The sequence below is a fragment of the Fulvimarina manganoxydans genome (assembly GCF_900176465.1).
GTDB classification, from domain to species: Bacteria; Pseudomonadota; Alphaproteobacteria; order Rhizobiales; family Rhizobiaceae; genus Fulvimarina; species Fulvimarina manganoxydans.
Genome location: NZ_FWXR01000002.1, coordinates 241,542 through 264,239, shown reverse-complemented (window position 1 = coordinate 264,239; position 22,698 = coordinate 241,542). Strand labels below are relative to the sequence as shown.

Here is a 22,698-nt window from a genome sequence, read left to right as displayed (position 1 = left end):
AGCCGCGAGGCCTCGCCTTTTCAAACTCTTCGCCTGGGCATAGGATTTGCTGCAGCGCAGCGGCGAAGGGCTCGCTCAACGGCCGTACCGCTTTCGCGAAAGAAGGATTGCAAGGAATGAACAGGACGGGTGCAGGCATGGCTTCGAGCGACGAAACGCCTGAGAATACGCCCTCGCCCGCCGGTTCGACGTCGCCAGAAACGGAGCTGCGTCCAATCCGCTGGCGCTTCGGGGATTGGCACGCCACATCAACACACCACACCCCGCTCGAAGATGCACAGGCCATCGTTACCGGTACGGTTCTGGCAACGCTCGGGATTGCGATCCTGTCGCATCTCGGCTTTCTGACGAGCGGCGTCGCCGGTCTTGCCCTCATCACCTCCTATGCCTTCGGCATCAATGTGGGCCTCGCCTTCTTCCTGATCAATCTCCCCTTTTACGCGCTCGCCATTACGCGGATGGGCCGGGCCTTCACCATCAAGACATTCATCGCCATCGCCCTTCTTTCAGTGATGACGGCCGTGCAGCCGGATTTCCTAACGTTTGCCGACATTCATCCTCTCATTGGCGCAGTGACGGCGGGGCTTCTCATCGGCTTTGCGCTCCTTGCCCTCTTCCGCCATCGCGCGAGCCTCGGCGGCGCCGGCATTCTGGCGATCTTCCTCCAAGACAAGCTAGGTTGGCGGGCCGGACTGACGCAGCTTGCCATCGATCTCTGCATTCTTGGTCTCGCCTTCACCGTGGTCGACAGACGGGCAGTTCTTTATTCCATCCTGGGCGCCGTTTGTCTGAACGGATTCCTCGCGATCAACCACCGAACCGACCGCTACATCGCAAAATAGCCAAGCCCGCACCGAGCCCCTCGTTTCGAGGCCCCCGCGCCCCAATCATTCGCGCCCATGTGAAGCGATTTTCAATCTGTCGAGCCAGTCCGTCGCAGGTCTTACGAAGCAGAAAAACGTATTTCGTATATCGTCTTAAGAGTTTTTCAGCCTGACCCGTCTATCGTTCGGCTAGTGCCACAACGTCTCGGCAGCATCGCTGATGGGGCGGTTCTGGGGAGACCACCCTTGACGACGAGGACAGTTCGATGAAACGCCACGCAGGATGGACGGCGCTTCTGGCGACCGCTTTCGCTGCCGTCACGCTTCAATCGAGCGAGGCGGCGGGCCTTTGCCGCGGCTATGGCCCTCAGGCGCCCCGAGACATTTCGATGAAGCGCGGTGCGAACGCGCAGTTTTTCAATATCGCGCCACCGGCCGAAAAGCTCAATCTGTGCAACATCCACGCCCATGCTAATGCCGAACATAGGGGACCTGGCTTCGAGATCTACGCGCCGAGCAGCGGCCCCAGCGGCTATCAATGCAACACGACCGGAACCTTGTCGTTGAAGGAGTTGGAAGACCCGGCTCACGGGCATGGGGCCTTTCATGGCGCCAAGCCGGGCGACACGGTGGAGGTCCACTGGGTCTATACGTCTTGCAACGTCACGCCGGGCCCAGGTCTCGGCGCCTGCCTTTCGGAAAGCTGCGCCAATCCGCAATTGCGGGTTGAATCCCAAGTCTTTCTTCTGGCGAACAACCCGGAAGAGGGCCTCGATTTCAACGATTTCATCTATGAAGGCCCTTCGCCCGATGGGCATCACCAGCCCAAAGCTCTGCCGAGCGGCACCGGCGAGCCGGTCGTCTTCGCTGGCTCGACGACGGGTCCGAAATACAGCCAGTCGGTCTGCTCACCGCTTCAGGTGACCTGGAGCGTCAGACCCAATTGCGCCAAGCTCGACATTCAGTCGCTGCATGAATGGGCCGCCGAAGGCAATATCTTCGAAGAGAACCACGCCCATGGCGTGCGCCCACTTGTGACAGCGCCCGAACTTCTCTCCGCGATCGAATAGATCAAGGCACAAAGAGAGGCGGCGGCCCTTCGGCCCCGCCTCCGCTTCGATCAGCCATGGCATGCCTGTGACGGCGTCGGCCATCACCCGCCATATTCGGGGAGCGTCTCGATCTGCTCTTTCGTCAACTGAGTGCGAAGCTTGCCCATATCGAGGGAAACATCGTTCAACATGAGGATGACGTTCTTTTCGCCGACGCCGAGAAAGCCGCCGACCTCGACGACGACCGCCTTGGGCTGACCGGTCTGATCGCCCAGGACGTCCTCGACCTCGCCAATGGCCTTACCGTCGGCACCGATCACATCGAGATCCTCGACCTGATCCACCATCAGATTGAGCGAATTGACTGGAACATCGTCCTTCTCGATCGGCACGAGGACATTGGCCGATGCCGACGGCGTGGCCGTTCCGCTGGTCTGATCCTGCGCGGCGGCCTGCTGCGCGCTGGCCATGGTCAGGCCAAAAAGGGCGATTGCGACAGTCATACGCTTCATAGAAGCTATCTCCATTCCGTTGGAAAACGATCCTTTCATCTCCAACGGTTTCGGACAAAAAACGCTCCGTATCGCGAACCGGAATCGGAAAAATCCGCGAGTGCAGGCGATTCATACCGCCAGCCAAATGTATTGCCCCTTCCGGTCGATCCTCGTCCGGTGACTTGCGCAAACGACGCTCAAGCTGCCTGCGGATCTTTGAACGTCTCGGCGGCTCAATGCGTCAGCGTCTTTAGCCGCCGTTTTCTCGGCACGTTCCCGATTTGCTGGAATCCCTTCGCCCCATCTCGCAATGAAGACCATGGAGCCGGAAATTGCCGTCGGGCCTTGGCAGATCAGCCGGTGAACGCTGCCTGAAGGCGCTGACGGAGAATCCGCACCCGGTTCTGAGTGCGTTTGCGGCTCGCAAGGCCTTTCGCCGCCCGATCGACCGCATCATGGAGGCCCGGTTGGAGGCCGACGACCAGCGTGCCAATGTCGATGCGATCCTGCCAGAACCGATTCATGACGAAATGATCGGGAACGGCGCAGGAATCGGCGCGCTGCACCGTCGGATCGGCGATCAGCGCGCGGGTTGCCTCGGCCATGATCAGATGGCCCGGCGATACCTTGGCGAAGCGCTCGTCATAGGCGCTCTTCCAGGCATAGGCCTCCCCGTCGTCGACAAGGATCACGAGGCTGGCAATCGGTTCATCGCCCAGCCGGAGGCTGAAGATGCGGGCCTTGTCCTTGGCCGCCAAAGCGTTGAGGGCTTCGCGGGCGAAGGCGGCGCGGAAGCGATCGGAAATCAGAGCGCTGCGCGCCTGCCCCTTCCAGCCGCTGGCTTCCAGAATGAAGAAGTCTTCCAAGGCGAGGCGGAAGGCCTCCGGTTCACGGGCAATCGAAACCGAAACGGTGCCTTGCGCCTCAAGCCGCCGGCGGCATCGTTCAAGCTCGCGCCGTCGCTTGCTTTCGGGGCGCTGACTGAGCGCCGGCAGGCCGCGTTTTTCGAGAGCCGCCCGGCTGGTGCGATTGGTGGTTACAATGGGAAGGCCGAGGCAACGCGCCGCCTCATCCATCACGGCGGCCATGGCCCCATTCGTACGCACATCCGGCAGAACCAGGATCTGCGGCCAACCGAGGGCGGGGTTCGCAAGGCCGGTCAGAAAATCCGTCACCGTCCCGACTGGGTCGTCGCCATCGAGCGGAAGCGTCCCCAGCGGTCCGAAGGGATGGCTCCAGGCGCGAATGGTCGAGTGGCGACCGAAAAGGCCGGCTTTCTCGATCGAAAAGGGCATCAGAAGCCGAAGCCGGCTGCGGCCCGGGGCCTCGTCTCGCATCACCAGAAGCCGCACGGCGCGCTCGTCGAGACGCGGCATGGCCGGAACCAGAAAACGCGGATCGAAGAAGACGTTCTTCTCGATCGATCGATTCGCGAGATGGACGAGTTCATCGACGAGATCGAAGGCGTCGCCTGGCTGATAAACCGTCAGGCGCCGGCCCTTCCGGGCTCCCTCCGGCTCGAAATCGATAAGAGGCAAGGGCGCCGACGTCCCCACCAACGGATCGCCAGCCGACGGAGTCGCGGCTGGCAAGACCTTGGCGGCGAAAAGCGGTACGGCTCCCATCGGTATTTCGACCCTCGTCCATAGACGGTCAGACGTTCGAACCCGAACGCCCGACAGTCTCGATTCCGTTGGCGACGCGGCGGATGGCCGAGAATGTCGGCACCCATGTCCTCGCCCCGCGCTCTCATCCAGACGGCACGGGCGCAATCACGGCGCCCCACCAAACGCAGGATGCCGCTACGACCTTAAGATTTCATCGACGCTGCCTTCTTTGCATGTCGACGTCCGCCGAGCCGAGAGCACGCAAACCAACGGAGCTTAGAAGGTATTGCTTGCAAAGGTCTGCCGGTTTCAGCCGGCAAACCCGCCTTCGGAGAGAAATGCCTCTTCTTCCTGCCGCGAGGTGCGCCCGAGCACGTCGTTGCGATGGGGGAAGCGACCGAACCGCGCGACGATATCGCGATGATGCCGGGCGAATTTCACATTCTCTTCGGTTCCCACACGCTCCATCCATTCGATGCAGGCTTCCTGATCGGCGAGATCTTCCGAATGCATCAGCGGCATGGCGAGGAACTGGTTCACGTCCTCCGCGACCGTTTCATGGTCGCCGCGCTCCAGAGCCCGTTTGGCGATGGCCAGAGCCTTGTCGTCGGTCGCATAGACGCGCGGAGTGCCGCGAAACATGTTGCGCGGGAATTGATCGAGGAGAATGATCAGCGCCAGCGCACCCGTCGGCTCTTCCAGCCAATCATCCAGCAAACCCTGCGCGGCGCGCTCATAAATGTCGAGGAAGCGGCTTCGAATCGTCTCGTCGAAAGCCTCGTCCTTCTCGAACCATTTTTCCGGTCCGGCCTCGCGCCAGAATTCGACGATGGTATCCGGCTCGATCGCGTAGTCGCTCATCCGCACTCCCTTTATGCCCCAGAGCATCAGGCGACCAATCGGCATCGCCATATGCTCTCGATTACCTTGATGTAGCACCGGGCGGCCGAAAAATCGGTATTCACTCTTTTGCCTGGCGCTTTAGCCATGATCGATGCGGATCGTCGGGCCGTCGAAGCCCTTCCGCCCCTGATCGCTCGTCCGCTAAATGGGGATTCGTTTCGGAGACGCCATGACCCAATCCCTCGACCTTCGCGGCCTCAAGTGCCCTTTGCCGACGCTCAAGACGCGCAAAGCCTTGCTGACGATGACGAAAGGCGAACGCCTGACCATTCTCGCCGACGATCCGATGGCCGCGATCGACATTCCGCATTTCTGCAACGAAGCCGGCCACCGCCTCGTCGAAATGACCCGCGAGGGCGAGAACCGCTTGTGCTTCGTCATCGAGGCGACGGGACACTGACGGGACCACCCCGCATCCCATTCGACATCGAGCGTCACCCGCCGAAGCGAAAGCCTGGGATCGCCAGGGGATTGTCCTCGACCGCGGCCCGGTCGGGCGCGTCGGATCGAAGCCCGCCGGTAAAGGCCGCAAAGAGATCGCGGACCCGTCGCTCGTCCAGATTCTCGCCGATCAGGACGAGACGCGCGCCGTCCGGCTCGCCGCCCGGCCATGCGGGAAGCCGGGCCGGCGGATGGAGGAAGCCCCGGACGCCGTGGAGGACCAGGGGTCGCTCGGGCTGACGCCGGGTCTGAACCACCGCTTTCATGCGCAACAGCCGATCGCCCTCGAATGCCGACAATAGTTCGAGGAAGGAGGCGAGCGCTTCTTCTTCGATCGGCCCGTCATGGCGCAGCGAGAACGACCGGACATCGCCGTGATGGTGGTGACCATGTTCATGATGGGGATCATGGTCGTCCCGCACCGGGCTTTCATGATCCTCGTCGGACGCCGGCTTCTGCGCCATCGCGTCCCGCGCATCCGATGGGGCGTGCCCGGACACGACGCCGAGCCAGGCTCTGGGATCGGCGAGCGTGCCATCGGCGCGCGCGAGACCGCAATCGAGAATGCGGGGGGCAAGCATCTCCGACGTCTCGGACGACAGGCGCACCGCCGAAGCGTTGATTCGAGCTATCAGCGCGTCCAGACGAGACAGGGCTTCCGGCTCCGCGAGATCGCGTTTGGTGAGCACGATGCGATCGGCCACCGCAAGCTGTCGTCTCGCTTCGGCACGGCTCATCAGATTGTCCGGGCCGGCCAGCGCGTCCACGACGCAGACGACACCGTCGAGCACGTAATGACGCTGGAGATCGGGATCGGCCATCAGGGCGGCGAGGATCGGAGAGGGATCGGCAAGGCCGGTCGTTTCGACCACCACCCGCGCCAGGGTTCCACGCTCGCCAAGCCGGATTAGGGTCTCGACGAGCTCGCCGCGCACGGAGCAGCAGAGGCACCCGTCGGACAATTCGATCAGCCCATCGCTGGTCTCGGCCTCGACGAGCATCTGGTCGATGCCGATCTCGCCGAACTCGTTGACGACAACCGCTGTGTCGGTCAGCCCTGGCTCGGCGAGAAGGCGATTGAGGATCGTCGTCTTCCCCGCCCCCAGAAAGCCGGTCAGGAGCGTGAGACGAATGGGTCGGGCGGCAGATGCGGTCGAATGGTCGGACATGAGGCCGCAAATGGCGGTTTGCCAGCCCAAAGGCAAGCGCTCGCCAGCGGTGTCGAGTCAAGATGCGGCTAACGGCTCGCAGCCGATGCCGCTAGCGGCTCGGACGCGGGCGCGGCAGGGGGATGCCGTTGTGGGTGGCCTCCAGATCGGCACCGGACGCGTTATCGTGGGCTTCGCCGCGATCGCCGGCTTCCGCCTCTTGGCCCGGCACGTCTACGCTCTCGCGCAGCATGGCCGCCGCAAGGAGATTCTCGTGATCCTGGGGCTGGGCCGGCCGCCAACGAGGCAGCGGAATGCCGTAGCTCGGGATCATCGTAATGCCGGCATCGAAATTCGGCCCGGCCGCCGCGCCGCCGAGAGACACGCGGACCGTCTTCGGAGCCCGCTTCAGCTCGGTCAGATAGGGTGAGCCATAGACCTCATCGGGATCGTTGCGGTCCTCAACCCGGTCATTGGCTCGCGCCGTGCGTCCGGCCCGAGAGCAGATATAGTCACTGATATCCACCGTTTCGCCATTGTCGATGGGCAGCTGCTTCACGGTCTTCTCGGCGTTTGCCGGATCGGTCTTGAAACCAGCCTCCAAGATTTCGGCCGAGCGGCTTTCGCGCTCGATCGTGCCGTTTGCACCTAGAACGACGGCCACCAGCGTGCGGTCGCCGCGCGTGGCCGAAGAGACGAGATTGAAACCTGAGGCGCAGATATAGCCGGTCTTCATGCCGTCGGCCCCGTCATAGCGGCCGAGCAGCTTGTTGCCATTCTTCATGACGGCGTTGCCATAGGCGATCGCCTCGGTGCCAAAATAGTCGAGATAGCCCGGAAATTCCTTGCGGATTGCCATGGCCAAAATAGCGAGATCCTTGGCGCTGGAATGCTGTCCCTCGCCCGGCAGACCGTTCGGATTGACGAAGGTCGTGTCGCGCATGCCGAGGAGCCCGGCCGTGCGATTCATCATGGCGACAAAGGTCTCCATGGACCCGTTGCCGAGCGTCTGGCCAATAGCGTAGGCGATGTCGTTCGCCGACTTGACCAGCATCATGCGCAACGCATTGTCGAGGCGCATGACCGAGCCTGGCTCGAAGCCCATCTTGGAGGGTGCTTCCATCGCCGCACGCCGCGTCATGACGACGGGCGTGTCCATATTGACGCTGCCCACATGGAGCGCCTTCAAGACGAGATAGGCGGTCATCAGCTTCGTCGTGGAAGCCGGATAGCGCCGCTCCGTGGCATGGTCGGCGGAGAGGACCTTACCGCTTTTAAGGTCGACGACGATCGAGGCCATGCTCGATGGTTCGGGCTTGGCGGCGTCAGCCGCGATCGCATGGCCCGAAAAGGGCCCGATCAGGCCGATTGTGAGAAGAAGGACGCTGAAACCGGTGGTCGCCCTACGGACTATCGCATTCGACAAGTCTGAGTTTCCTTTCGGGACGGGCATCATCTTCGCGCTTTCGGATTGATCGCGCCCATATCCGCAAGGTGTGACGCAAGAATGGCAGGGGACACCCGGCCGAAGGAGACAATCGAGGCGAAATTGCCTATCGTCGAGCCGCATCGAGACCCCACCGTATCACGCAAACCTTCAAGCGGAAGCCCTTCAGAATGCCTGTGAACAACCGGATCGCGGAAAGCACGGCCGAACTCGCTCAATGGCGCCAGCATCTCCATCAGACGCCGGAACTGCTCTACGACGTCGAGGAAACAGCGGCTTTCGTCGCCGACAAGCTGCGGGCATTTGGCTGCGACGAGGTTCAAACGGGGCTGGGGCGGACGGGCGTCGTCGGGCTGATTCATGGGCGCGACGGGGCCGGCGGACCGATCGTCGGCCTGCGTGCCGACATGGATGCGCTGCCGATCGTAGAGGAAACCGGCCTGCCCTATGCCTCGAAGCGTCACGGCTTCATGCATGCCTGCGGCCATGACGGGCACACGACCATGCTCTTGGGCGCGGCGCGCAGCCTGGCCGAGACCCGCAGCTTCAACGGCTCGGTCGCGGTCATCTTCCAGCCCGCCGAAGAGGGCGGCGGCGGTGGCAAGGCGATGATCGACGACGGGCTCTTCGAGCGTTTCCCGGTGTCTTTCGTCTATGGAATGCACAATCTTCCCGGCTTGCCGGTCGGCCGTTTCGCCATGCGTCCCGGGGCGACAATGGCCTCGACCGACGAATTCGTCGTGCGTCTGCGCGGGCGCGGCGGCCATGCTGCTCTCCCCCACATTGCCAGCGATCCGATCGTCGCCGGCGCGGCCGTCGTGCAGTCGCTTCAGAGCATCGTCTCGCGCAATGTGGATCCACTGAAAAGCCTCGTCCTCTCTGTAACCGAGTTCCATGCGGGCTATGCCCACAACGTCATCCCCGACGAGGCTGTCCTCTCCGGCACGGTTCGAGCCCTCGACCGTTCGCTCAGGGCTTTCGCCGAGGAGCGTGTGCGCGCCGTCGCCTCGGCGGTCGCAACCGCCCACGGCGTGGAGGCGATCGTCGAATGGGACGCGAACTATCCGCCCACCGTGAACGATGCCGAGGAAGCGGCCTTCTGCGCCGAGATCGCGACCGAGATCGTCGGCCCCGACCGCGTCGATCCGGCCGCGCCGCCGCTGATGGCCGGAGAGGATTTCGCCTATATGCTGGAGGAAAAGCCCGGCGCCTATATCTTCATCGGCAATGGCGACAGCGCGATGCTGCACAATTCGCGCTATGATTTCGCCGACGATGCGATCGCCTTCGGCGCGAGTTATTGGGTGCGGTTGGCGGAGCGGGCTCTGGAACGGGTCGCCGGCTGACACCAGCGGCGTTTGCACAGATGGCCCGACGAGAACGGGCTAGAAGGAGGCAACTCATACGGAATTCGGCTGTTTCAGACGGATTCCGTAGCAAAGCCCACGCGGCGCTTGAGCGGCCTTGAAATCCGTATCGCCAAGCGATTAAACGGATTTCTTATCTTACGAAGTCCGCTTGATCATTTCATGATAGCGGACTTGAAGGCGCTCAAAAGCCGTGCGGGCTGCCGCATCGGCAAAGCCCTCAGCGCTCAGGTGGCGAAACGGCGCGCGGAAGCGAGCGGCAGGTCTTCGCGCAACTCATAGTCTTCCAAGTCGCCGCTCGGATCGTCGGCCTGGCACACGCGATCGCGACCGTGTGTCTTGGCCTGATAGAGCGCGGAATCGGCGCTGGCATAGAGCCTGATATGGGGGATCGCACTGGTTCGCGCGGTCGAGACGCCGATCGAGAATGTCACCGACAAGAGCCGGTCGGCACTACCAAGATTGGCTGAGCCCGTCACCCGGCGAATGCGCTCGGCGACCTTCACGGCCGCCGCCCGGCCGGCACCCGGCAAGAGGACGCAGAACTCTTCCCCTCCAAGCCGAAACACGTAATCGGCATCGCGCACATTCTGTCTGAGAACGAATGCAAGACGTTTGAGAACGCGATCGCCGGTCTCGTGGCCATGGGTGTCGTTGATCCGCTTGAAGTGGTCCACATCGAGAAGCAGCATGGAGAGCGGAACGCCCTGTCTGGCGATCGCAGCAAGCTCGACCTTCAAGAGGGCCTCGAAGGCACGGCGATTGCCGAGACCGGTCAAGGGGTCCGTCAGCGCATCGATCCGAAGCTCGCCTTCGCGTCGACGCAAGCGATCTTCCCGCCGCATCATCAAACCCAGGGACAAGACCGCGATAAGGCATGTTAGAAGCGTCGATGAAAGAACCGACACGCCGGACACGCTGACCGAAGAGCCGAGCGCGCCAAAAAACATGATGTTGGCCGCCAGCATCAAATAGAGCGAAACGAAATCGAAGGCCGAGCCCCCGGCCTGCGGACGCGTGAAGCGGCGCCATGCGAGGCCGATAGCGGCCGACCCGCAAATGGTGAGGACGGCAGAGGCGGCTTCCATATCCCCGACGAAGTAGAACGCGATCGAGGCCATGAACCCGGCGAGTGTGGCACTGCGCCATCCGGCAAAGCCGGCGGCAAGGGCGACGATGACGGAAGGCAAGCTGAAATAAGAGCCTTCGAGCGGCGATGTGGCGCCCCCCAGCGTTGTGGCCACCGCGCCGAGGCCGAAGACCAAGCCGATCGCCTCGGCATAGCCCCGCCCCCTATTCAGCACTCGACCGATCGAGCCATAGGCGAGCGCCAGAAGAGCCATGAGGCCCATTCCGTCGATCAACACCATGAACACGCTTGGATCCAGCAATGAAAGGTCCGCCGAGCTTACGAGGAAACGCCAAATTAAGGGGCGCGAAGCAATGCGGAAAAAGGATTGCGAAAGGAAGTTTATGAAGGTCTAAACTACGCGTCATCCCGAAGCACAAACAGATGAGCCACCAATCAAACTGTCGATTTGGACAGGATATTCGAGATCCGAAACATAGGAAGGTATAATTCATCACTCGCGTTGAGAAAGTCGCCTTCGCATGATTCTACAACCTTCAAATGCATTTTTTGCTTTGTTTTCACAGTGCTGGTTCGATCCTGCTGTGGCGTCCGGATGCTAGGCCTTGAACGATCCGGAAAAACACTATCTTTGCTCGGTCACGCGAATGTGTTCGCCAAAGGCTCAAGACGCCTGTCGATAGCGGACCGCCATCGGACGCATTCGTCTTTCGTGGGGATGATGGACGGGACCGATCGTTTGCGCTTGCCGAGCCGTTCACATCGTCCCAAGACGCTTTAGGCTGAGGCCGCCGACTGCATGGCCGGGACCACGACAGGAGCATATCGATGAATCCAGTGGAAGGCGCACTCGTCAAGCGCCTGGATCTGATCGCTGAACTCACCGATGAGGATCGCGAGGCTCTGGCAGCCTTGCCCATCACGCTGCGGAGCGTCGAGGCCGGCGCCGATATCGTCGAAGAGGGACAGCGCATCCGCGACTGTTGCCTGCTCCTCTCCGGCTTCACCCATCGCTATCGCACGCTGATCGAGGGCAAGCGCCAGATCATCGCTTTCCACGTGCCCGGCGATATCCCGGATCTGCACAGCCTCCATATCAACGTCATGGATCATAGCTTTGCGGCGACGGTGAATTGCGAACTCGCCTTCATTCCCCATGAAGCGATCTGGCAGCTTTGCACGAAGCGGCCGGCTGTCGCCGCCGCGCTCTGGCGCGAGACACTGATCGACGGTTCGATCTTTCGCGAATGGATCGTGGGGCTCGGCCGGCGGACGGGGCTTCAACGGACCGCGCATCTTCTCTGCGAGATGGCGATGCGGCTCAGGGCGATGGGCCATAGCGACGGGCTGCGCTATCATCTCCCGCTCACCCAGAACGTCCTGGCCGATGCCCTCGGCCTCACCGTCGTCACCGTCAATCGCGTGCTGCAGGAATTGCGGCAGGCCGACTATGTGGAACGCGAACGCTCGCGCATGACCATTCACAACTGGCCGGCTCTCGCGCGGCTCGCCGAATTCGACGGGGGCTATCTTCATATGCGCCAGCCGCCCAATATGTCGGTGGAGATGCGGCCAGAGGACGCCATCTGACGGTTCTGCTTCAAGTTCGAGGAATAGGTCATAGCCTCAAACAGCCGCAAATCCGTTGGTGACGCGCATCGACGACATGGGACAAGTGTGGCGTCTTCGCCTAACGCCCTTTTAGCCCCGCAAAAGAGCGCATGGCCGTCGTCTCTCTTCTGCGACTTCGCACCGCTCGGCAAGTTTGAGTTGCGCACATCAAATTTGCGTGCTTCAACTGAGCCATGAGCGCTGTGCCCACCCTTTCCGATGTCGCCAAGCGTGCCGGCGTGTCGCTGGCCACCGTCGATCGCGTCATCAATAAACGCCCCAATGTGAAGCCACGAACGGTGGAGCGGGTGCGCCAGGCGATGGCCGATCTCAACTATCGCCCCGATCCGATGGCAGCAGGCCTTGCCCGGCGCAAGCGCTTTCGCCTTCTCTTTCTGCTTCCGACCGGCACGAACGCTTTCATGGTCGATCTCGCCTCGCAGATCGAAGGCATGGAGGCCTGGCTCGCCGCCAGCCGCGCCAGTGTCGAGACCGTTCATGCCGACGTCTTCGATCCCGGCGCTCTTGCCGCCGCGATCGATGCGCTGGATCGCTCGGCTGACGGCGCGGCCATCGTCGCCCTCGACCATCCTGAAGTGCGCGCAGCGCTCGATCGGCTGGCCGGCGACGGAGTTCCCTTCGTTACGCTGGTTTCGGACGCCCCCGCCTCGCGCCGTGAGCGCTTCGTCGGCGTCGACAATGCGGCCGCTGGCCGAACCGCCGGCGCGCTGATCGGGCGCTTCGCGGCGGGGCGAAAAGGAACTGCCGGCCTTCTCGTCGGCTCCTTGTCTTTGCGCGATCACATGGATCGCTGCTTCGGTTTCTCCCAGGTCGTCATGCGGGACTATCCCAATCTGACGATCCTGCCGATCGTCGAGACCCGCGACGATCGCGAACGGGCGGAGGCGGCCGTGCGCGACCTTTGCGCGGCCCAGCCCGACCTCGTCACCCTCTACAATGCGGGTGCTGGCAATCAGGGGGTCGCCCGCGCTCTGGCGCAAGCAGAAGCGTGCCGGCCGATCTTCGTCGGCCATGAGCTAACCGAGAGCTCTCGAGAGGCTCTGCGCGAGGGCACCTTCGATGCGCTCCTGGCTCAAAATCCGGGCCACGAGGTGCGCTCCGCCGCGCGCATCCTCCTGGCCAAGGCCATGGACACCAGCATCATCGCCGAGCAGGAACGCATTCGCATCGACATCTTCATCCGCGAAAATCTCCCCTTCTGAAGCCGGCTCCACGTGTTTTTTTGAGGGACGCACTTCAAAAGCTCTGCGAGCTATGCCAGTCTGATTGTATCAACCCGGCGAGCGGAGAGGCGCCGCCGGATAAAGGCCTGACCGGCGCTAAGCCGAAGACAGGCTGATCGGGAGGACATCGATGCAGACGATGAAGGGGCCGGGGATCTTCCTCGCCCAGTTCGCCGGCGATGACGCGCCATTCAACGACTTCAAGGCGATCTGCGCCTGGGCCGCGGGTCATGGCTATAAGGGCGTTCAAGTCCCGACCTGGGACGGACGACTCTTCGATCTCGCAAAGGCCGCCGAATCGAAGACCTATTGCGACGAGGTCTCAGGCATTGCGCGCGATGCCGGTGTCGAGATCACCGACCTGTCGACCCATCTTCAGGGCCAACTCGTCGCCGTTCATCCGGCTTTTGACGAAGCCTTCGACGGCTTTGCGGCACCGGAGGTGCGCGGCAATCCGAAAGCGCGGCAGGAATGGGCCGTCGACCAGCTGAAGAAGGCGGCCAAAGCCTCGGCGAATTTCGGCTTCAAGAGCCATGTCACATTCCCGGGGGCGCTCGCATGGCCCTTCCTCTATCCATGGCCGCAGCGCCCCGAAGGCCTGATCGACACGGCGTTCGACGAACTGGCCAAGCGCTGGGTGCCGATCCTCGATGCGTTCGACGAAGCCGGCTGCGATGTCGGCTACGAAATCCATCCGGGCGAAGACATTTTCGACGGCGCGACCTTCGAGATGTTTCTCGAAAAGACCGGCAACCATCCGCGCTGCCAGATCAATTACGATCCGTCTCACTTCCTTCTGCAGCAGCTCGATTATGTCGAATTCATCGACATCTATCACGAACGCATTTGCGCCTTCCATGTGAAGGATGCCGAGTTCAACCCGACCGGTCGCCAGGGCGTCTATTCCGGCTATCAGCCCTGGCTGAAGCGGGCCGGACGCTTCCGCTCCCTTGGCGACGGACAGGTCGACTTCTCGGCGATCTTCTCCAAGCTCGCCGAATACGACTATTCCTCCTGGGCCGTTCTCGAATGGGAATGCGCCATCAAGAGCGCCGAACAGGGCGCGGCGGAGGGGGCGCCCTTCATCGCCAGCCATATCATTGAGGTGACCGACAAGGCCTTCGACGACTTCGCGAGCGGTGGCACCGACGAGGCCGCCAACAAGCGCATGCTCGGCATCACGAACTAAGCCAGGAAGCGAGCTCATGACCATCGAAGGACGCGACGAAAAACGCGGAAACCGCATTCGCCTCGGCATGGTGGGCGGCGGTCAAGGTGCCTTCATCGGGGGCGTTCACCGCATTGCGAGCCGGATCGACGACAAGTTCGAGCTGGTTGCCGGCGCGCTCTCCTCGACGCCGGAAAAGGCCCGTGCGTCCGCCGCCGAGATCGGTCTTGATCCCACGCGCAGCTATGCATCCTATGAGGATATGGCCGAGGCGGAAGCCGCCCGCGACGACGGGATCGAGGCGGTGGCGATCGTCACGCCCAACCACATGCATTTCCCGGTCGCCAAGACCTTTCTGGAGGCCGGTTTCCACGTCATCTGCGACAAGCCGATGACGACGACGCTGGATGAGGCCAAGCAGCTGGCCGAGATCGCCAAGCGCTCCGGCAAGGTCTTCGTCCTGACCCACAACTATACCGGCTATCCGATGATCCGGCAGGCCCGGGCGATGGTTGCGGCCGGCGAACTTGGCGACATTCGCCTGGTCAATGCCACCTATATTCAGGGCTGGCTTGCCACGCGCGCCGAGGACGAAGGCTCCAAACAGGCCGGCTGGCGCGTCGACCCCGCCAAGGCCGGCGCCGGCGGCGCCATCGGCGATATCGGTACCCACGCCCATAATCTCGCCTGCTATGTCTCCGGTCTGAAGGTGGAAAGTCTCGCTTGCGATCTCGACAGCTTCGTCGAGGGCCGTCGTCTGGACGACAATGCCCATATGATGCTGCGCTTTCAGCCCAAGAAGGGCGTGACCGCCAAGGGCATGCTTTGGGCGAGCCAAGTGGCCGTCGGCAACGAGAACGGCCTGTCGCTGAAGATTTACGGCACCAAGGCCGGGCTCGAATGGCATCAGGAAGAGCCGAACCGGCTTTGGTTCCAGCGTCTCGGCGAGCCCAAGCAATGTCTGACGCGCGGCGGCGAAGGCGCTTGGCCCGAGGCGACCGCCGTGACCCGCATCCCCGCCGGCCATCCGGAAGGTTATCTCGAAGGCTTCGCCTCGATCTATTCCGAAGCTGCCGATCTCATCGCCGCCCATGAAGCCGGCGGTGAGGCACAGTCCGGCCTTGCCCTCCCCTCGATCGAAGACGGCATCGATGGTCTCGCCTTCATCGAGGCCTGTGTGAGATCGTCGAAGGACAATGGAGCATGGACGAAGCTGTGACCATGCCTGTCGCCCGATCCGCAGTTTTGGACCCACGGAGTAGAAAAGCGGAGGCGATCGCCTGTCAGGCCACGATCGCTTGGCGTGCGAGGTCAGATCTTGGCCGTTGATCGTCCCGCCCCCATCCTCGAGGCGAAAGGGCTTCGCAAGAGCTACGGCCCCGTCGAGGTCCTGCACGGTATCGATTTCGCTCTGAGGCCCGGCGAAGTGCATGCGCTTGTTGGCGAGAACGGTGCTGGCAAATCGACGCTGATGAAGTGCCTGACCGGCTATCAGCCGGCGTCGAGTGGCGACATTCTGCTCGGCGGCGAACCGGTTACCTTCGCATCCAGCGAGGAAGCCGAGGACAGAGGCGTCGTCCTCATCCACCAGGAGTTCAATCTCGCCGAACAGCTGTCGGCCGAGGCGAATGTCTTTCTCGGTCGCGAGTTGAAGAAGGGTTTCTTTCTCGACTGGAAGAGGATGCGGGCCAAGGCGAGCGAGCTCCTGAACGAATTGGCGACGCCGATCGATACGCGCCTGCCCGTCTCCAAGCTCTCGGTTTCTCAGAAGCAGATGGTGGAGATCGCCAAGGCACTCGTCCGCAAGGCGCGCGTCCTCGTCATGGACGAGCCGACGGCGGTGCTGACCAGCCGCGAGGCCGAGGTTCTTTTCGAGCAGATCGCCCGGCTGAAGGCCGAAGGCGTCGCGATCCTTTACACCTCCCACAAGCTCGACGAGATCGTGCGCATCGCCGACGAGGTCACGGTGCTGCGCGACGGAACGCTCGTCTCCAACCGGCCATCCGCCGAGACCGATCCGGACCGCATGGCGCGCGATATGGTGGGCCGCGAACTCGACGAGATCTTCCCCCCTAAAGCTGCCGCCAAGACCGCCAAGCGCGCTCTGGAGGTCGAAGGGTTTTCGGTTCCGGGTTATGTCAAGGATGCGAGCTTTTCCCTGTCGGAGGGTGAGATCCTCGGTTTCGCCGGCCTTGTCGGGGCCGGGCGCACCGAGCTGATGGAAGGCATCATGGGCCTTCGGCCATCGAGCGGCACGATCCGCCGCTCGGGGACCGACATCCGCATCAAATCGCCCAAGGATGCCGTGACCCACGGCCTTGCCTATCTCACCGAAGACCGAAAGGGCCGTGGCCTTCTTCTGCGTTATGGCCTTCGCGAAAATCTGACCCTGCTCGGCCTCGACCGCTTCTCCTCCGGCCTCTTCGTCGACGAAGCGGCCGAGCGCGAGGCGTTGTCGCGCGCGATCGAGCGCTTCGACATTCGCGCCGCCTCCAAGGAAGGGCCGGTCGGAAATCTTTCGGGCGGCAATCAGCAGAAGCTGCTTCTCGCCAAGACCATGCTGGTCGAGCCGCGGATCGTCATTCTCGACGAGCCGACCCGCGGCATCGACATCGGCACCAAGCAGCAGATCTATCGCTTCATCCACGATCTGGCGGCCGAGGGCCGCGCCGTCATCGTCATCTCGTCGGAAATGTCCGAGGTCATCGGCCTGTGCCACCGGGTCGTGGTCATGCGCTCGGGCCGCATCACCGGCGAATTGTCCGGCGACGCCATCACCGAAGAGGCCATCGTCCGCCGCGCCATGGGCCTCGACGCCGAAACCCTATCAGAGGTCGCCTGAATGTCCGCCGAAGCCAGTCCAGCCCCGAAGACGAAGGCGAGCTTCGACCTCCATGTCTGGGGTCCGGTCCTTGCCCTTCTCGCTCTGGTCGCCTTCGGGGCGCTGCTCAATCCGAACTTTCTGTCGGCGGGCAATGTCACCAACGTCCTTGCACGCTCCTCCTTCATCGGGATCATCGCGGTCGGAGCGACCTTCGTCATCACCATCGGCGGGCTCGATCTCTCGGTTGGCTCCATGTCTGCCTTTCTGGCCGGGCTGACGATCATCGTCCTCAACGCTCTCGCTCCCTCCCTCGGCATCGGCTGGGGAACGATCCTCGTCGGCATGGCGGCCTGCCTCGTGATGGGTCTCGGCGCTGGCCTCCTCAACGGCTTCCTGATCACGGTCGGGCGGATCGAGGCCTTCATCGTCACCCTCGGCACGCTCGGCATCTTTCGCTCGCTCGTTATCTGGCTCGCCGATGGCGGCACGCTGTCGCTCAATTTCGAACTGCGCGAGATCTACCGGCCGGTCTATTATGGCGGCTTCTTCGGCATCGCCTGGCCGATCATCGTCTTCGCCATCGTGGCGATCGTCGGTGAGATCGTCATGCGCAGGACGTCCTATGGCCGCCATTGCGCGGCGATCGGTTCCAACGATCAGGTCGCCCGCTATTCGGCCATCCATGTGGAGCGGGTTCGGCTCGTCACTTACATGCTTCAGGGCATGCTCGTCGGCATCGCTACCATCATGTATGTCCCGCGCCTCGGCTCGGCCTCGTCGACCACCGGCCTTCTCTGGGAGTTGGAGGCGATCGCCGCCGTCATCATCGGCGGCACGGTCCTCAAAGGGGGCTTCGGCCGGGTCTGGGGCACCGTCGTCGGCGTCCTCATCCTCAGCCTCATCGACAACATCCTCAATCTGACGGACCTCGTCAGCCCCTATCTCAACGGGGCGATCCAGGGCGTCATCATCATCCTGGCCGTCGTTCTGCAGCGCGGCCGGAAAGGCGGTGCATGAGACAGCACCGCAAACTCGGGAGGAAAATCATCATGAAGACCATGACCAAATTCGCGGCCGGGGCGCTCGTCGCCGCAAGCCTTGCCTTGCCCGGCGCGGCGAGCGCCCAGGACGGCGACAGCGCGACCATCGGCGTCTCCATCCCGGCGGCGACCCATGGCTGGGCCGGCGGCGTCAACTTCCACGCCCAGGAGGCCATCGACGCGCTGGAGGAGACCTATCCCAATCTCGACTTCGTCCTGGCGACAGCCGGCGATCCCGGCAAGCAGGTCTCCGACATCGAGGACATGATGGCGACGCGCAATATCGACGCGCTGGTTGTCCTGCCCTTCGAGTCCGATCCGCTCACCGGCCCGGTCAAGCGCGTCGCCGATGCGGGGAAATTCGTCACCGTCGTCGATCGGGGTCTCGCCCAAGAGGGGATCGAAGACCTTTACGTCGCCGGCGACAACACCGCCTTCGGCCGCGTCTCCGGCGAATATTTCAAGGAAAAGATGCCCGATGGCGGCAAGATCGTCGTCTTGCGCGGCATTCCGACGACGATCGACAATGAGCGCGTCGAAGCCTTCCAGGCCGCGATCGAGGGCTCGGGCATCGAAGTGCTCGGCATGGAGCACGGCAACTGGAACCGCGACGACGCTTTCGAGGTGATGCAGGACTTCCTGTCGAAATATCCTGAGATCGACGCGGTCTGGGCTTCCGACGACGACATGGCGCTCGGCGTCATCGAGGCGATCAAGCAGGCCGGCCGCGACGACCAGATGTGGGTGCTCGGCGGCGCCGGCATGAAGCAGATGATCGAGCGGGTGAAGAATGGCGACACCATGGTGCCCGCCGACGTCACCTATCCGCCGGCCATGATCGCCACCGCCATTCGCCTGACCGCCAACCGCTTCGTCTCGAGCGCCCCGATGGAAGGTCGCTTCATCATCGGCTCGGTTCTGGTGACGCCGGAAAACGCCGATCAGTATTACTATCCGGCCTCACCCTTCTGATCTGGATATTTTGAACGGGCCCTCCCCCTCCAAGGGAGAGGGCCATTCGAACGCCAACATCCGGCGCAGGACGACAGATCAAAAAGACGCTCGGGCCGCACTGGTCCAACGCCCGTTTATTCCAGGCTCGCTTGGCTAAAGCCCCGGCTCGCAGCCGGCCCGAAAGGGCTCTATCCCCATTCCGCTTGCCCGCCGCTCAAGCGACGGCGCTTGAAAGGGCTTCAGGCCGATCGACCGGCTGGCCCGCCCATGACAGATCGAACCACAAGAAAAGATACCGGACATGGCCTCGAACTTCTTCGACCACACCGCCACCATCGCCTATGAGGGCCCGGACAGCACCTCGCCCCTGGCCTATCGCTTCTATGACAAAGATCGGATGGTCATGGGCAAGCGGATGGAAGACCATATGCGCTTCGCCGTCTGCTATTGGCACTCCTTCACCTGGCCGGGCGGCGACCCCTTCGGCGGCGAAACCTTCAACCGACCCTGGATGCATGGCGACGACGCGCTCAGCCTTGCCAAGCAGAAGGCCGATGTCGCCTTCGAAATGTTCCGCATCCTCGACGTCCCGTTCTTCAGCTTCCACGACGTGGATGTCGCACCGGAAGGCGCCTCGCTTTCCGAATCCAACGACAATCTGAAAGCGATCACCGATATTTTCGCTCAGAAGATGGAAAGCGCGAAGGTCCGCCTCCTTTGGGGCACGGCGAACCTCTTCTCAAACCGCCGCTACATGGCGGGCGCGGCCACCAATCCCGATCCGGACGTCTTCGCCTATGCGGTCGGCCAAGTGAAAGCGGCGATCGACGCCACCCATCGGCTGGGCGGCGCGAATTATGTCTGTTGGGGCGGACGCGAGGGCTATGAAACCCTCCTCAACACCGACATGGCCAAGGAACTCGACCAGCTCGGCCGCTTCCTGTCGATGCTTGTCGATTACAAGCACAAGATCGGCTTTTCAGGCCCGATCCTCATCGAGCCGAAACCCAAGGAGCCGACCAAGCACCAATACGATTTCGACGCCTCGACCGTCATCGGTTTCTTGCGCAAATATGATCTCGTCAACGACGTGAAGCTCAATCTTGAGCAGAACCATGCGATCCTCGCCGGCCATTCCTTCGATCACGAGGTGAAGGTCGCCTATGCCAACGATCTCTTCGGCTCGCTCGATATCAATCGCGGCGACGATCTCCTCGGCTGGGATACCGACCAGTTCGCCATGGACGTCAAGGAGATCGCCCTCGTCTTCCACGAGATGCTGAAACATGGCGGCTTCTCGACGGGTGGTCTGAACTTCGACGCCAAGATCCGCCGCCAGTCGATCGATCCCGACGACCTTTTGATCGCCCATGTGGCCTCGATGGATGCCTGCGCGCGCGGGCTTCTGGCCGCCGAGAAGATGCTGGCCGAGGAAGCACTGACCAAGCCGCTCGCCGAGCGCTATGCCGGTTGGGACAAGCCGGAAAACCAGGCGATCCTCAAGGGCGAGACGAGCTTCGAACAGGTGGCCGAGCGCGCCCTTGGGCTCAATCCGCAGCCGCGTTCCGGTCGGCAGGAATATCTCGAAGGCGTCGTCAATCGTTATGTGTGATCGGCTCGTCGCCTGAGTTGGTCGCATCGTCGCCATCGATCGTGTCGCGGGCCAGCCCATAGGCAAAGCCCGCGCGCATCATGGCGGCGATATCCTTGTCGCGGCGCGCCATCCGCTCGCGGCTGCGCCACGGGCCGAGACGCCGCCTTTGCGCGTAGCGGGCGGCGGCTTCGGCCTCGGTGGTCTCGTCCTTCTCCAGCGCCTTGCCGACCGCCTCTTCCGGCACGCCCTTCTGCCCGAGCTTGGCTTGGACCATGCGCTGCGAGAGCCCTTTCCGTCGCAAGGATCGGGTGCGCGCCTCCGCATAGGCCTCGTCGTCGAGAAAGCCGAGTTCCTCGAACCGAGCGACGATCTCTTCGATCAGCGCGGAGAAGTCCCCCGCATCCTCGCCGCGCGCAAGCGCACGCTTCAAGACTTTTCGCGACAGGACCCGTCTGAGATTTTCCGAGGAGGACGCATAGCGCTCCAGATAATGGGCGGCCGCGCGCATCAGCCATTCGCGGCTGACGGGTTTGGGCGGCTTGTCCGATCTCGTTCGCATGGGTCTCGGGGATGGAGTCCTGTTTTTGGGCCACGCTTTCAGGTGATGTGATAGCCGCCATCGACGGGCAGCACGACGCCGGTGACGAAACTCGCAAGCGGCGACGCAAGAAAAAGGGCCGCGCCGACGAGGTCCTGCGGCTTGCCCCATCGCTTCATCGCCGTGCGCGCAACGATCGGTCCGCTTCGCTCCGGGTCCTCGACCAGCGCCTTGGTGAGCGGCGTCTCGATCCAGCCCGGCGCGATGGCGTTCACGCGAATGCCCTCGGCGGCGTAGGCGATGGCGAGCGACTTCGTCAGCTGCACGACGCCGCCTTTCGAGGCCGAATAGGCCGGCACGAGGCCGCCGCCGAAGAAGGAGAGCATCGAGGCGGTGTTGAGGATCGTCCCGCCCGGCTCGGCTAGGAGAGGCCGCGCGGCAGCGCAGACCCGCATCGTGCCGTTCAGATTGACGTCGACGATCGCCTGAAAGACCGCCGGATCGTGCTCTTCGCCTCGCCGGATCGCACCGGCGCAATTGACGAGATGATCGAGCCGATCGAATTCACCGAGAAGCGAGGTGACGGCCTCCGCGTCCCGCACGTCGAGCCGGCGAAAGGTGGCAGACGGCATCACCGCCTGTCCCGCTTCGAGCTCGGCATCGCTCAGCGCGGTCACCGTCACTTTCGCGCCCTGCGCGAGGAAACCCGCTGCCAGCGCGCCGCCAATCCCCGAGGCGCCGCCAGTTACGAGAACATTCGAGCCTTCGAAACAGCCGACCGGCCACAAGCCATGCGATCCCGCTTGCGCCAAACGGCCAGCCTCAGCGGATGAAGTGGTCGACATAGTCCGCCCCAAGCCCGACCTTTTCGAAATGTGCGCGGCACATGTCGATCTTGGTGAAGACGTCCTCATAGCCGAGATGATTTCCCCAGGGATCGACGTAATACATGATGCCGTTGACCTGGAAGAAGGTGATCATCTCCTCGACATCCTCGGGGACGACCAGCGTGTGGGTCTCCCCTGGCGGTTCGAAGACATAGCCGCCCTCGCGCGCTTCCCAGTCATGTTCGAGATAGCGCCAGCGGCCTTTCAGGACGAAGCCATGGACCGTATTGGGGTGGCGATGGCGCGACAGGACGCCGGCCTTGCGCACCTTCAACAGGTTCATCCAGTAACCCTGCGACCGGTTGAGGCAGAGCGGCCGAAACCAGACGTTCTCGGCCTGCGGCACCCAGAGCCGATCATCCTCAGGGATCGCATCCGGAATGACGATCTCGGGCAGTGCGTCGCGCGGCATTTCCAATTGATAGGGCATGCGCGCGTTTTCGTCTTTCGCGACGGCCATCGTCC

At 62.8% G+C, this 22,698-nt stretch carries 21 protein-coding genes; 12 read left to right on the top strand and 9 right to left on the bottom strand.

Going from position 1 to position 22,698, the window contains the following annotated elements; genetic code table 11:
- Positions 1–116: 116 nt before the first annotated feature.
- Both B9A15_RS03915 and B9A15_RS03910 read left to right on the top strand, forming a co-directional pair.
- Positions 117–842, top strand: a complete 726-nt coding sequence (locus B9A15_RS03915; protein WP_425292946.1) for a YitT family protein — start codon at positions 117–119, stop codon at positions 840–842.
- 248 nt (positions 843–1,090) lie between these two features.
- Positions 1,091–1,894: a delta-class carbonic anhydrase gene (locus tag B9A15_RS03910; RefSeq protein WP_084408716.1), complete on the top strand. Its 804-nt coding sequence runs from the start codon at positions 1,091–1,093 to the stop codon at positions 1,892–1,894.
- 83 nt (positions 1,895–1,977) lie between these two features.
- Here B9A15_RS03910 and B9A15_RS03905 read toward each other — a convergent pair whose 3' ends face one another.
- From B9A15_RS03905 to B9A15_RS03895, 3 genes are all read right to left on the bottom strand, one after another.
- The gene (locus B9A15_RS03905) at positions 1,978–2,388 is read right to left on the bottom strand and encodes a PRC-barrel domain-containing protein (protein WP_170923159.1); all 411 of its coding nucleotides are present in this window, start codon (positions 2,386–2,388) and stop codon (positions 1,978–1,980) included.
- A 335-nt stretch (positions 2,389–2,723) separates the two neighbouring features.
- A complete protein-coding gene (locus tag B9A15_RS03900) occupies positions 2,724–3,908 on the bottom strand; it encodes a GNAT family N-acetyltransferase (RefSeq protein WP_244556781.1) in 1,185 nt (394 codons plus the stop codon).
- A gap of 378 nt (positions 3,909–4,286) precedes the next feature.
- On the bottom strand, positions 4,287–4,838 hold the full coding sequence (locus B9A15_RS03895; protein ID WP_084408833.1) for a DUF924 family protein: 552 nt from the start codon (positions 4,836–4,838) through the stop codon (positions 4,287–4,289).
- A gap of 211 nt (positions 4,839–5,049) precedes the next feature.
- Here B9A15_RS03895 and B9A15_RS03890 point away from each other — a divergent pair, with 211 nt between their 5' ends.
- Positions 5,050–5,280 carry a sulfurtransferase TusA family protein gene (locus B9A15_RS03890; protein WP_084408832.1) on the top strand — a complete coding sequence of 77 codons (231 nt, stop codon included), beginning with the start codon at positions 5,050–5,052 and terminating at the stop codon, positions 5,278–5,280.
- A gap of 34 nt (positions 5,281–5,314) precedes the next feature.
- On the opposite strand, the gene B9A15_RS03885 is transcribed toward B9A15_RS03890, so the two are convergent.
- Entirely contained in the window at positions 5,315–6,490 is a 1,176-nt protein-coding gene (locus B9A15_RS03885; RefSeq protein ID WP_084408831.1) for a CobW family GTP-binding protein, read from the bottom strand.
- Between the two features lie 91 nt (positions 6,491–6,581).
- Positions 6,582–7,895 carry a D-alanyl-D-alanine carboxypeptidase family protein gene (locus B9A15_RS03880; RefSeq protein WP_244556780.1) on the bottom strand — a complete coding sequence of 438 codons (1,314 nt, stop codon included), beginning with the start codon at positions 7,893–7,895 and terminating at the stop codon, positions 6,582–6,584.
- 191 nt (positions 7,896–8,086) lie between these two features.
- Here B9A15_RS03880 and B9A15_RS03875 point away from each other — a divergent pair, with 191 nt between their 5' ends.
- Positions 8,087–9,262 carry a M20 aminoacylase family protein gene (locus B9A15_RS03875; protein WP_084408713.1) on the top strand — a complete coding sequence of 392 codons (1,176 nt, stop codon included), beginning with the start codon at positions 8,087–8,089 and terminating at the stop codon, positions 9,260–9,262.
- A 248-nt stretch (positions 9,263–9,510) separates the two neighbouring features.
- On the opposite strand, the gene B9A15_RS03870 is transcribed toward B9A15_RS03875, so the two are convergent.
- Positions 9,511–10,674 (bottom strand): GGDEF domain-containing protein, encoded by a 1,164-nt coding sequence (locus tag B9A15_RS03870; RefSeq protein WP_139798186.1) that lies wholly within the window; start codon positions 10,672–10,674, stop codon positions 9,511–9,513.
- A 527-nt stretch (positions 10,675–11,201) separates the two neighbouring features.
- Here B9A15_RS03870 and B9A15_RS03865 point away from each other — a divergent pair.
- The 8 genes from B9A15_RS03865 to xylA all read left to right on the top strand — a co-directional run bounded on the left by B9A15_RS03865 (position 11,202) and on the right by xylA (position 20,826).
- Positions 11,202–11,963, top strand: coding sequence for a Crp/Fnr family transcriptional regulator (locus B9A15_RS03865; protein ID WP_084408711.1), 762 nt, complete (start codon positions 11,202–11,204; stop codon positions 11,961–11,963).
- A 215-nt stretch (positions 11,964–12,178) separates the two neighbouring features.
- The gene (locus tag B9A15_RS03860; protein ID WP_084408710.1) at positions 12,179–13,207 is read left to right on the top strand and encodes a LacI family DNA-binding transcriptional regulator; all 1,029 of its coding nucleotides are present in this window, start codon (positions 12,179–12,181) and stop codon (positions 13,205–13,207) included.
- A gap of 151 nt (positions 13,208–13,358) precedes the next feature.
- Positions 13,359–14,417: a sugar phosphate isomerase/epimerase family protein gene (locus tag B9A15_RS03855; RefSeq protein ID WP_084408709.1), complete on the top strand. Its 1,059-nt coding sequence runs from the start codon at positions 13,359–13,361 to the stop codon at positions 14,415–14,417.
- Positions 14,418–14,433: 16 nt separating this feature from the next.
- Positions 14,434–15,615 carry a Gfo/Idh/MocA family protein gene (locus B9A15_RS03850; RefSeq protein WP_084408708.1) on the top strand — a complete coding sequence of 394 codons (1,182 nt, stop codon included), beginning with the start codon at positions 14,434–14,436 and terminating at the stop codon, positions 15,613–15,615.
- A gap of 99 nt (positions 15,616–15,714) precedes the next feature.
- The gene (locus B9A15_RS03845; protein ID WP_084408707.1) at positions 15,715–17,238 is read left to right on the top strand and encodes a sugar ABC transporter ATP-binding protein; all 1,524 of its coding nucleotides are present in this window, start codon (positions 15,715–15,717) and stop codon (positions 17,236–17,238) included.
- Complete coding sequence (locus tag B9A15_RS03840) at positions 17,239–18,237, top strand: ABC transporter permease (protein ID WP_084408706.1); 999 nt, start codon at positions 17,239–17,241, stop codon at positions 18,235–18,237.
- Positions 18,238–18,269: 32 nt separating this feature from the next.
- Positions 18,270–19,232, top strand: coding sequence for an ABC transporter substrate-binding protein (locus B9A15_RS03835; protein ID WP_084408705.1), 963 nt, complete (start codon positions 18,270–18,272; stop codon positions 19,230–19,232).
- A gap of 283 nt (positions 19,233–19,515) precedes the next feature.
- A complete protein-coding gene (xylA, locus tag B9A15_RS03830) occupies positions 19,516–20,826 on the top strand; it encodes a xylose isomerase (protein WP_084408704.1) in 1,311 nt (436 codons plus the stop codon).
- Here xylA and B9A15_RS03825 read toward each other — a convergent pair.
- From B9A15_RS03825 to B9A15_RS03815, 3 genes are read right to left on the bottom strand one after another with little or no spacing between them, the layout of a single operon-like run.
- Positions 20,810–21,367: a regulatory protein RecX gene (locus B9A15_RS03825; RefSeq protein WP_084408703.1), complete on the bottom strand. Its 558-nt coding sequence runs from the start codon at positions 21,365–21,367 to the stop codon at positions 20,810–20,812. The genes xylA and B9A15_RS03825 overlap by 17 nt on opposite strands.
- A 38-nt stretch (positions 21,368–21,405) precedes the next feature.
- A complete protein-coding gene (locus B9A15_RS03820) occupies positions 21,406–22,191 on the bottom strand; it encodes an SDR family NAD(P)-dependent oxidoreductase (protein ID WP_084408702.1) in 786 nt (261 codons plus the stop codon).
- On the bottom strand, positions 22,169–22,693 hold the full coding sequence (locus B9A15_RS03815) for a 2,4'-dihydroxyacetophenone dioxygenase family protein (protein ID WP_084408701.1): 525 nt from the start codon (positions 22,691–22,693) through the stop codon (positions 22,169–22,171). Before B9A15_RS03815 ends, B9A15_RS03820 begins: the two co-directional genes overlap by 23 nt.
- Positions 22,694–22,698: the final 5 nt, after the last annotated feature.

Excerpts from the sequence above, each read along its gene's own strand:
- B9A15_RS03915 (WP_425292946.1), top strand. The coding sequence starts at position 117 with ATGAACAGGACGGGTGCAGGCATGGCTTCGAGCGACGAAACGCCTGAG.
- B9A15_RS03910 (WP_084408716.1), top strand. The coding sequence starts at position 1,091 with ATGAAACGCCACGCAGGATGGACGGCGCTTCTGGCGACCGCTTTCGCT.
- B9A15_RS03905 (WP_170923159.1), bottom strand. The coding sequence starts at position 2,388 with ATGAAGCGTATGACTGTCGCAATCGCCCTTTTTGGCCTGACCATGGCC.
- B9A15_RS03895 (WP_084408833.1), bottom strand. The coding sequence starts at position 4,838 with ATGAGCGACTACGCGATCGAGCCGGATACCATCGTCGAATTCTGGCGC.
- B9A15_RS03890 (WP_084408832.1), top strand. The coding sequence starts at position 5,050 with ATGACCCAATCCCTCGACCTTCGCGGCCTCAAGTGCCCTTTGCCGACG.
- B9A15_RS03885 (WP_084408831.1), bottom strand. The coding sequence starts at position 6,490 with ATGTCCGACCATTCGACCGCATCTGCCGCCCGACCCATTCGTCTCACG.
- B9A15_RS03875 (WP_084408713.1), top strand. The coding sequence starts at position 8,087 with ATGCCTGTGAACAACCGGATCGCGGAAAGCACGGCCGAACTCGCTCAA.
- B9A15_RS03865 (WP_084408711.1), top strand. The coding sequence starts at position 11,202 with ATGAATCCAGTGGAAGGCGCACTCGTCAAGCGCCTGGATCTGATCGCT.
- B9A15_RS03860 (WP_084408710.1), top strand. The coding sequence starts at position 12,179 with ATGAGCGCTGTGCCCACCCTTTCCGATGTCGCCAAGCGTGCCGGCGTG.
- B9A15_RS03855 (WP_084408709.1), top strand. The coding sequence starts at position 13,359 with ATGCAGACGATGAAGGGGCCGGGGATCTTCCTCGCCCAGTTCGCCGGC.
- B9A15_RS03850 (WP_084408708.1), top strand. The coding sequence starts at position 14,434 with ATGACCATCGAAGGACGCGACGAAAAACGCGGAAACCGCATTCGCCTC.
- B9A15_RS03840 (WP_084408706.1), top strand. The coding sequence starts at position 17,239 with ATGTCCGCCGAAGCCAGTCCAGCCCCGAAGACGAAGGCGAGCTTCGAC.
- B9A15_RS03835 (WP_084408705.1), top strand. The coding sequence starts at position 18,270 with ATGAAGACCATGACCAAATTCGCGGCCGGGGCGCTCGTCGCCGCAAGC.
- xylA (WP_084408704.1), top strand. The coding sequence starts at position 19,516 with ATGGCCTCGAACTTCTTCGACCACACCGCCACCATCGCCTATGAGGGC.
- B9A15_RS03825 (WP_084408703.1), bottom strand. The coding sequence starts at position 21,367 with ATGCGAACGAGATCGGACAAGCCGCCCAAACCCGTCAGCCGCGAATGG.
- B9A15_RS03820 (WP_084408702.1), bottom strand. The coding sequence starts at position 22,191 with ATGTCGACCACTTCATCCGCTGAGGCTGGCCGTTTGGCGCAAGCGGGA.
- B9A15_RS03815 (WP_084408701.1), bottom strand. The coding sequence starts at position 22,693 with ATGGCCGTCGCGAAAGACGAAAACGCGCGCATGCCCTATCAATTGGAA.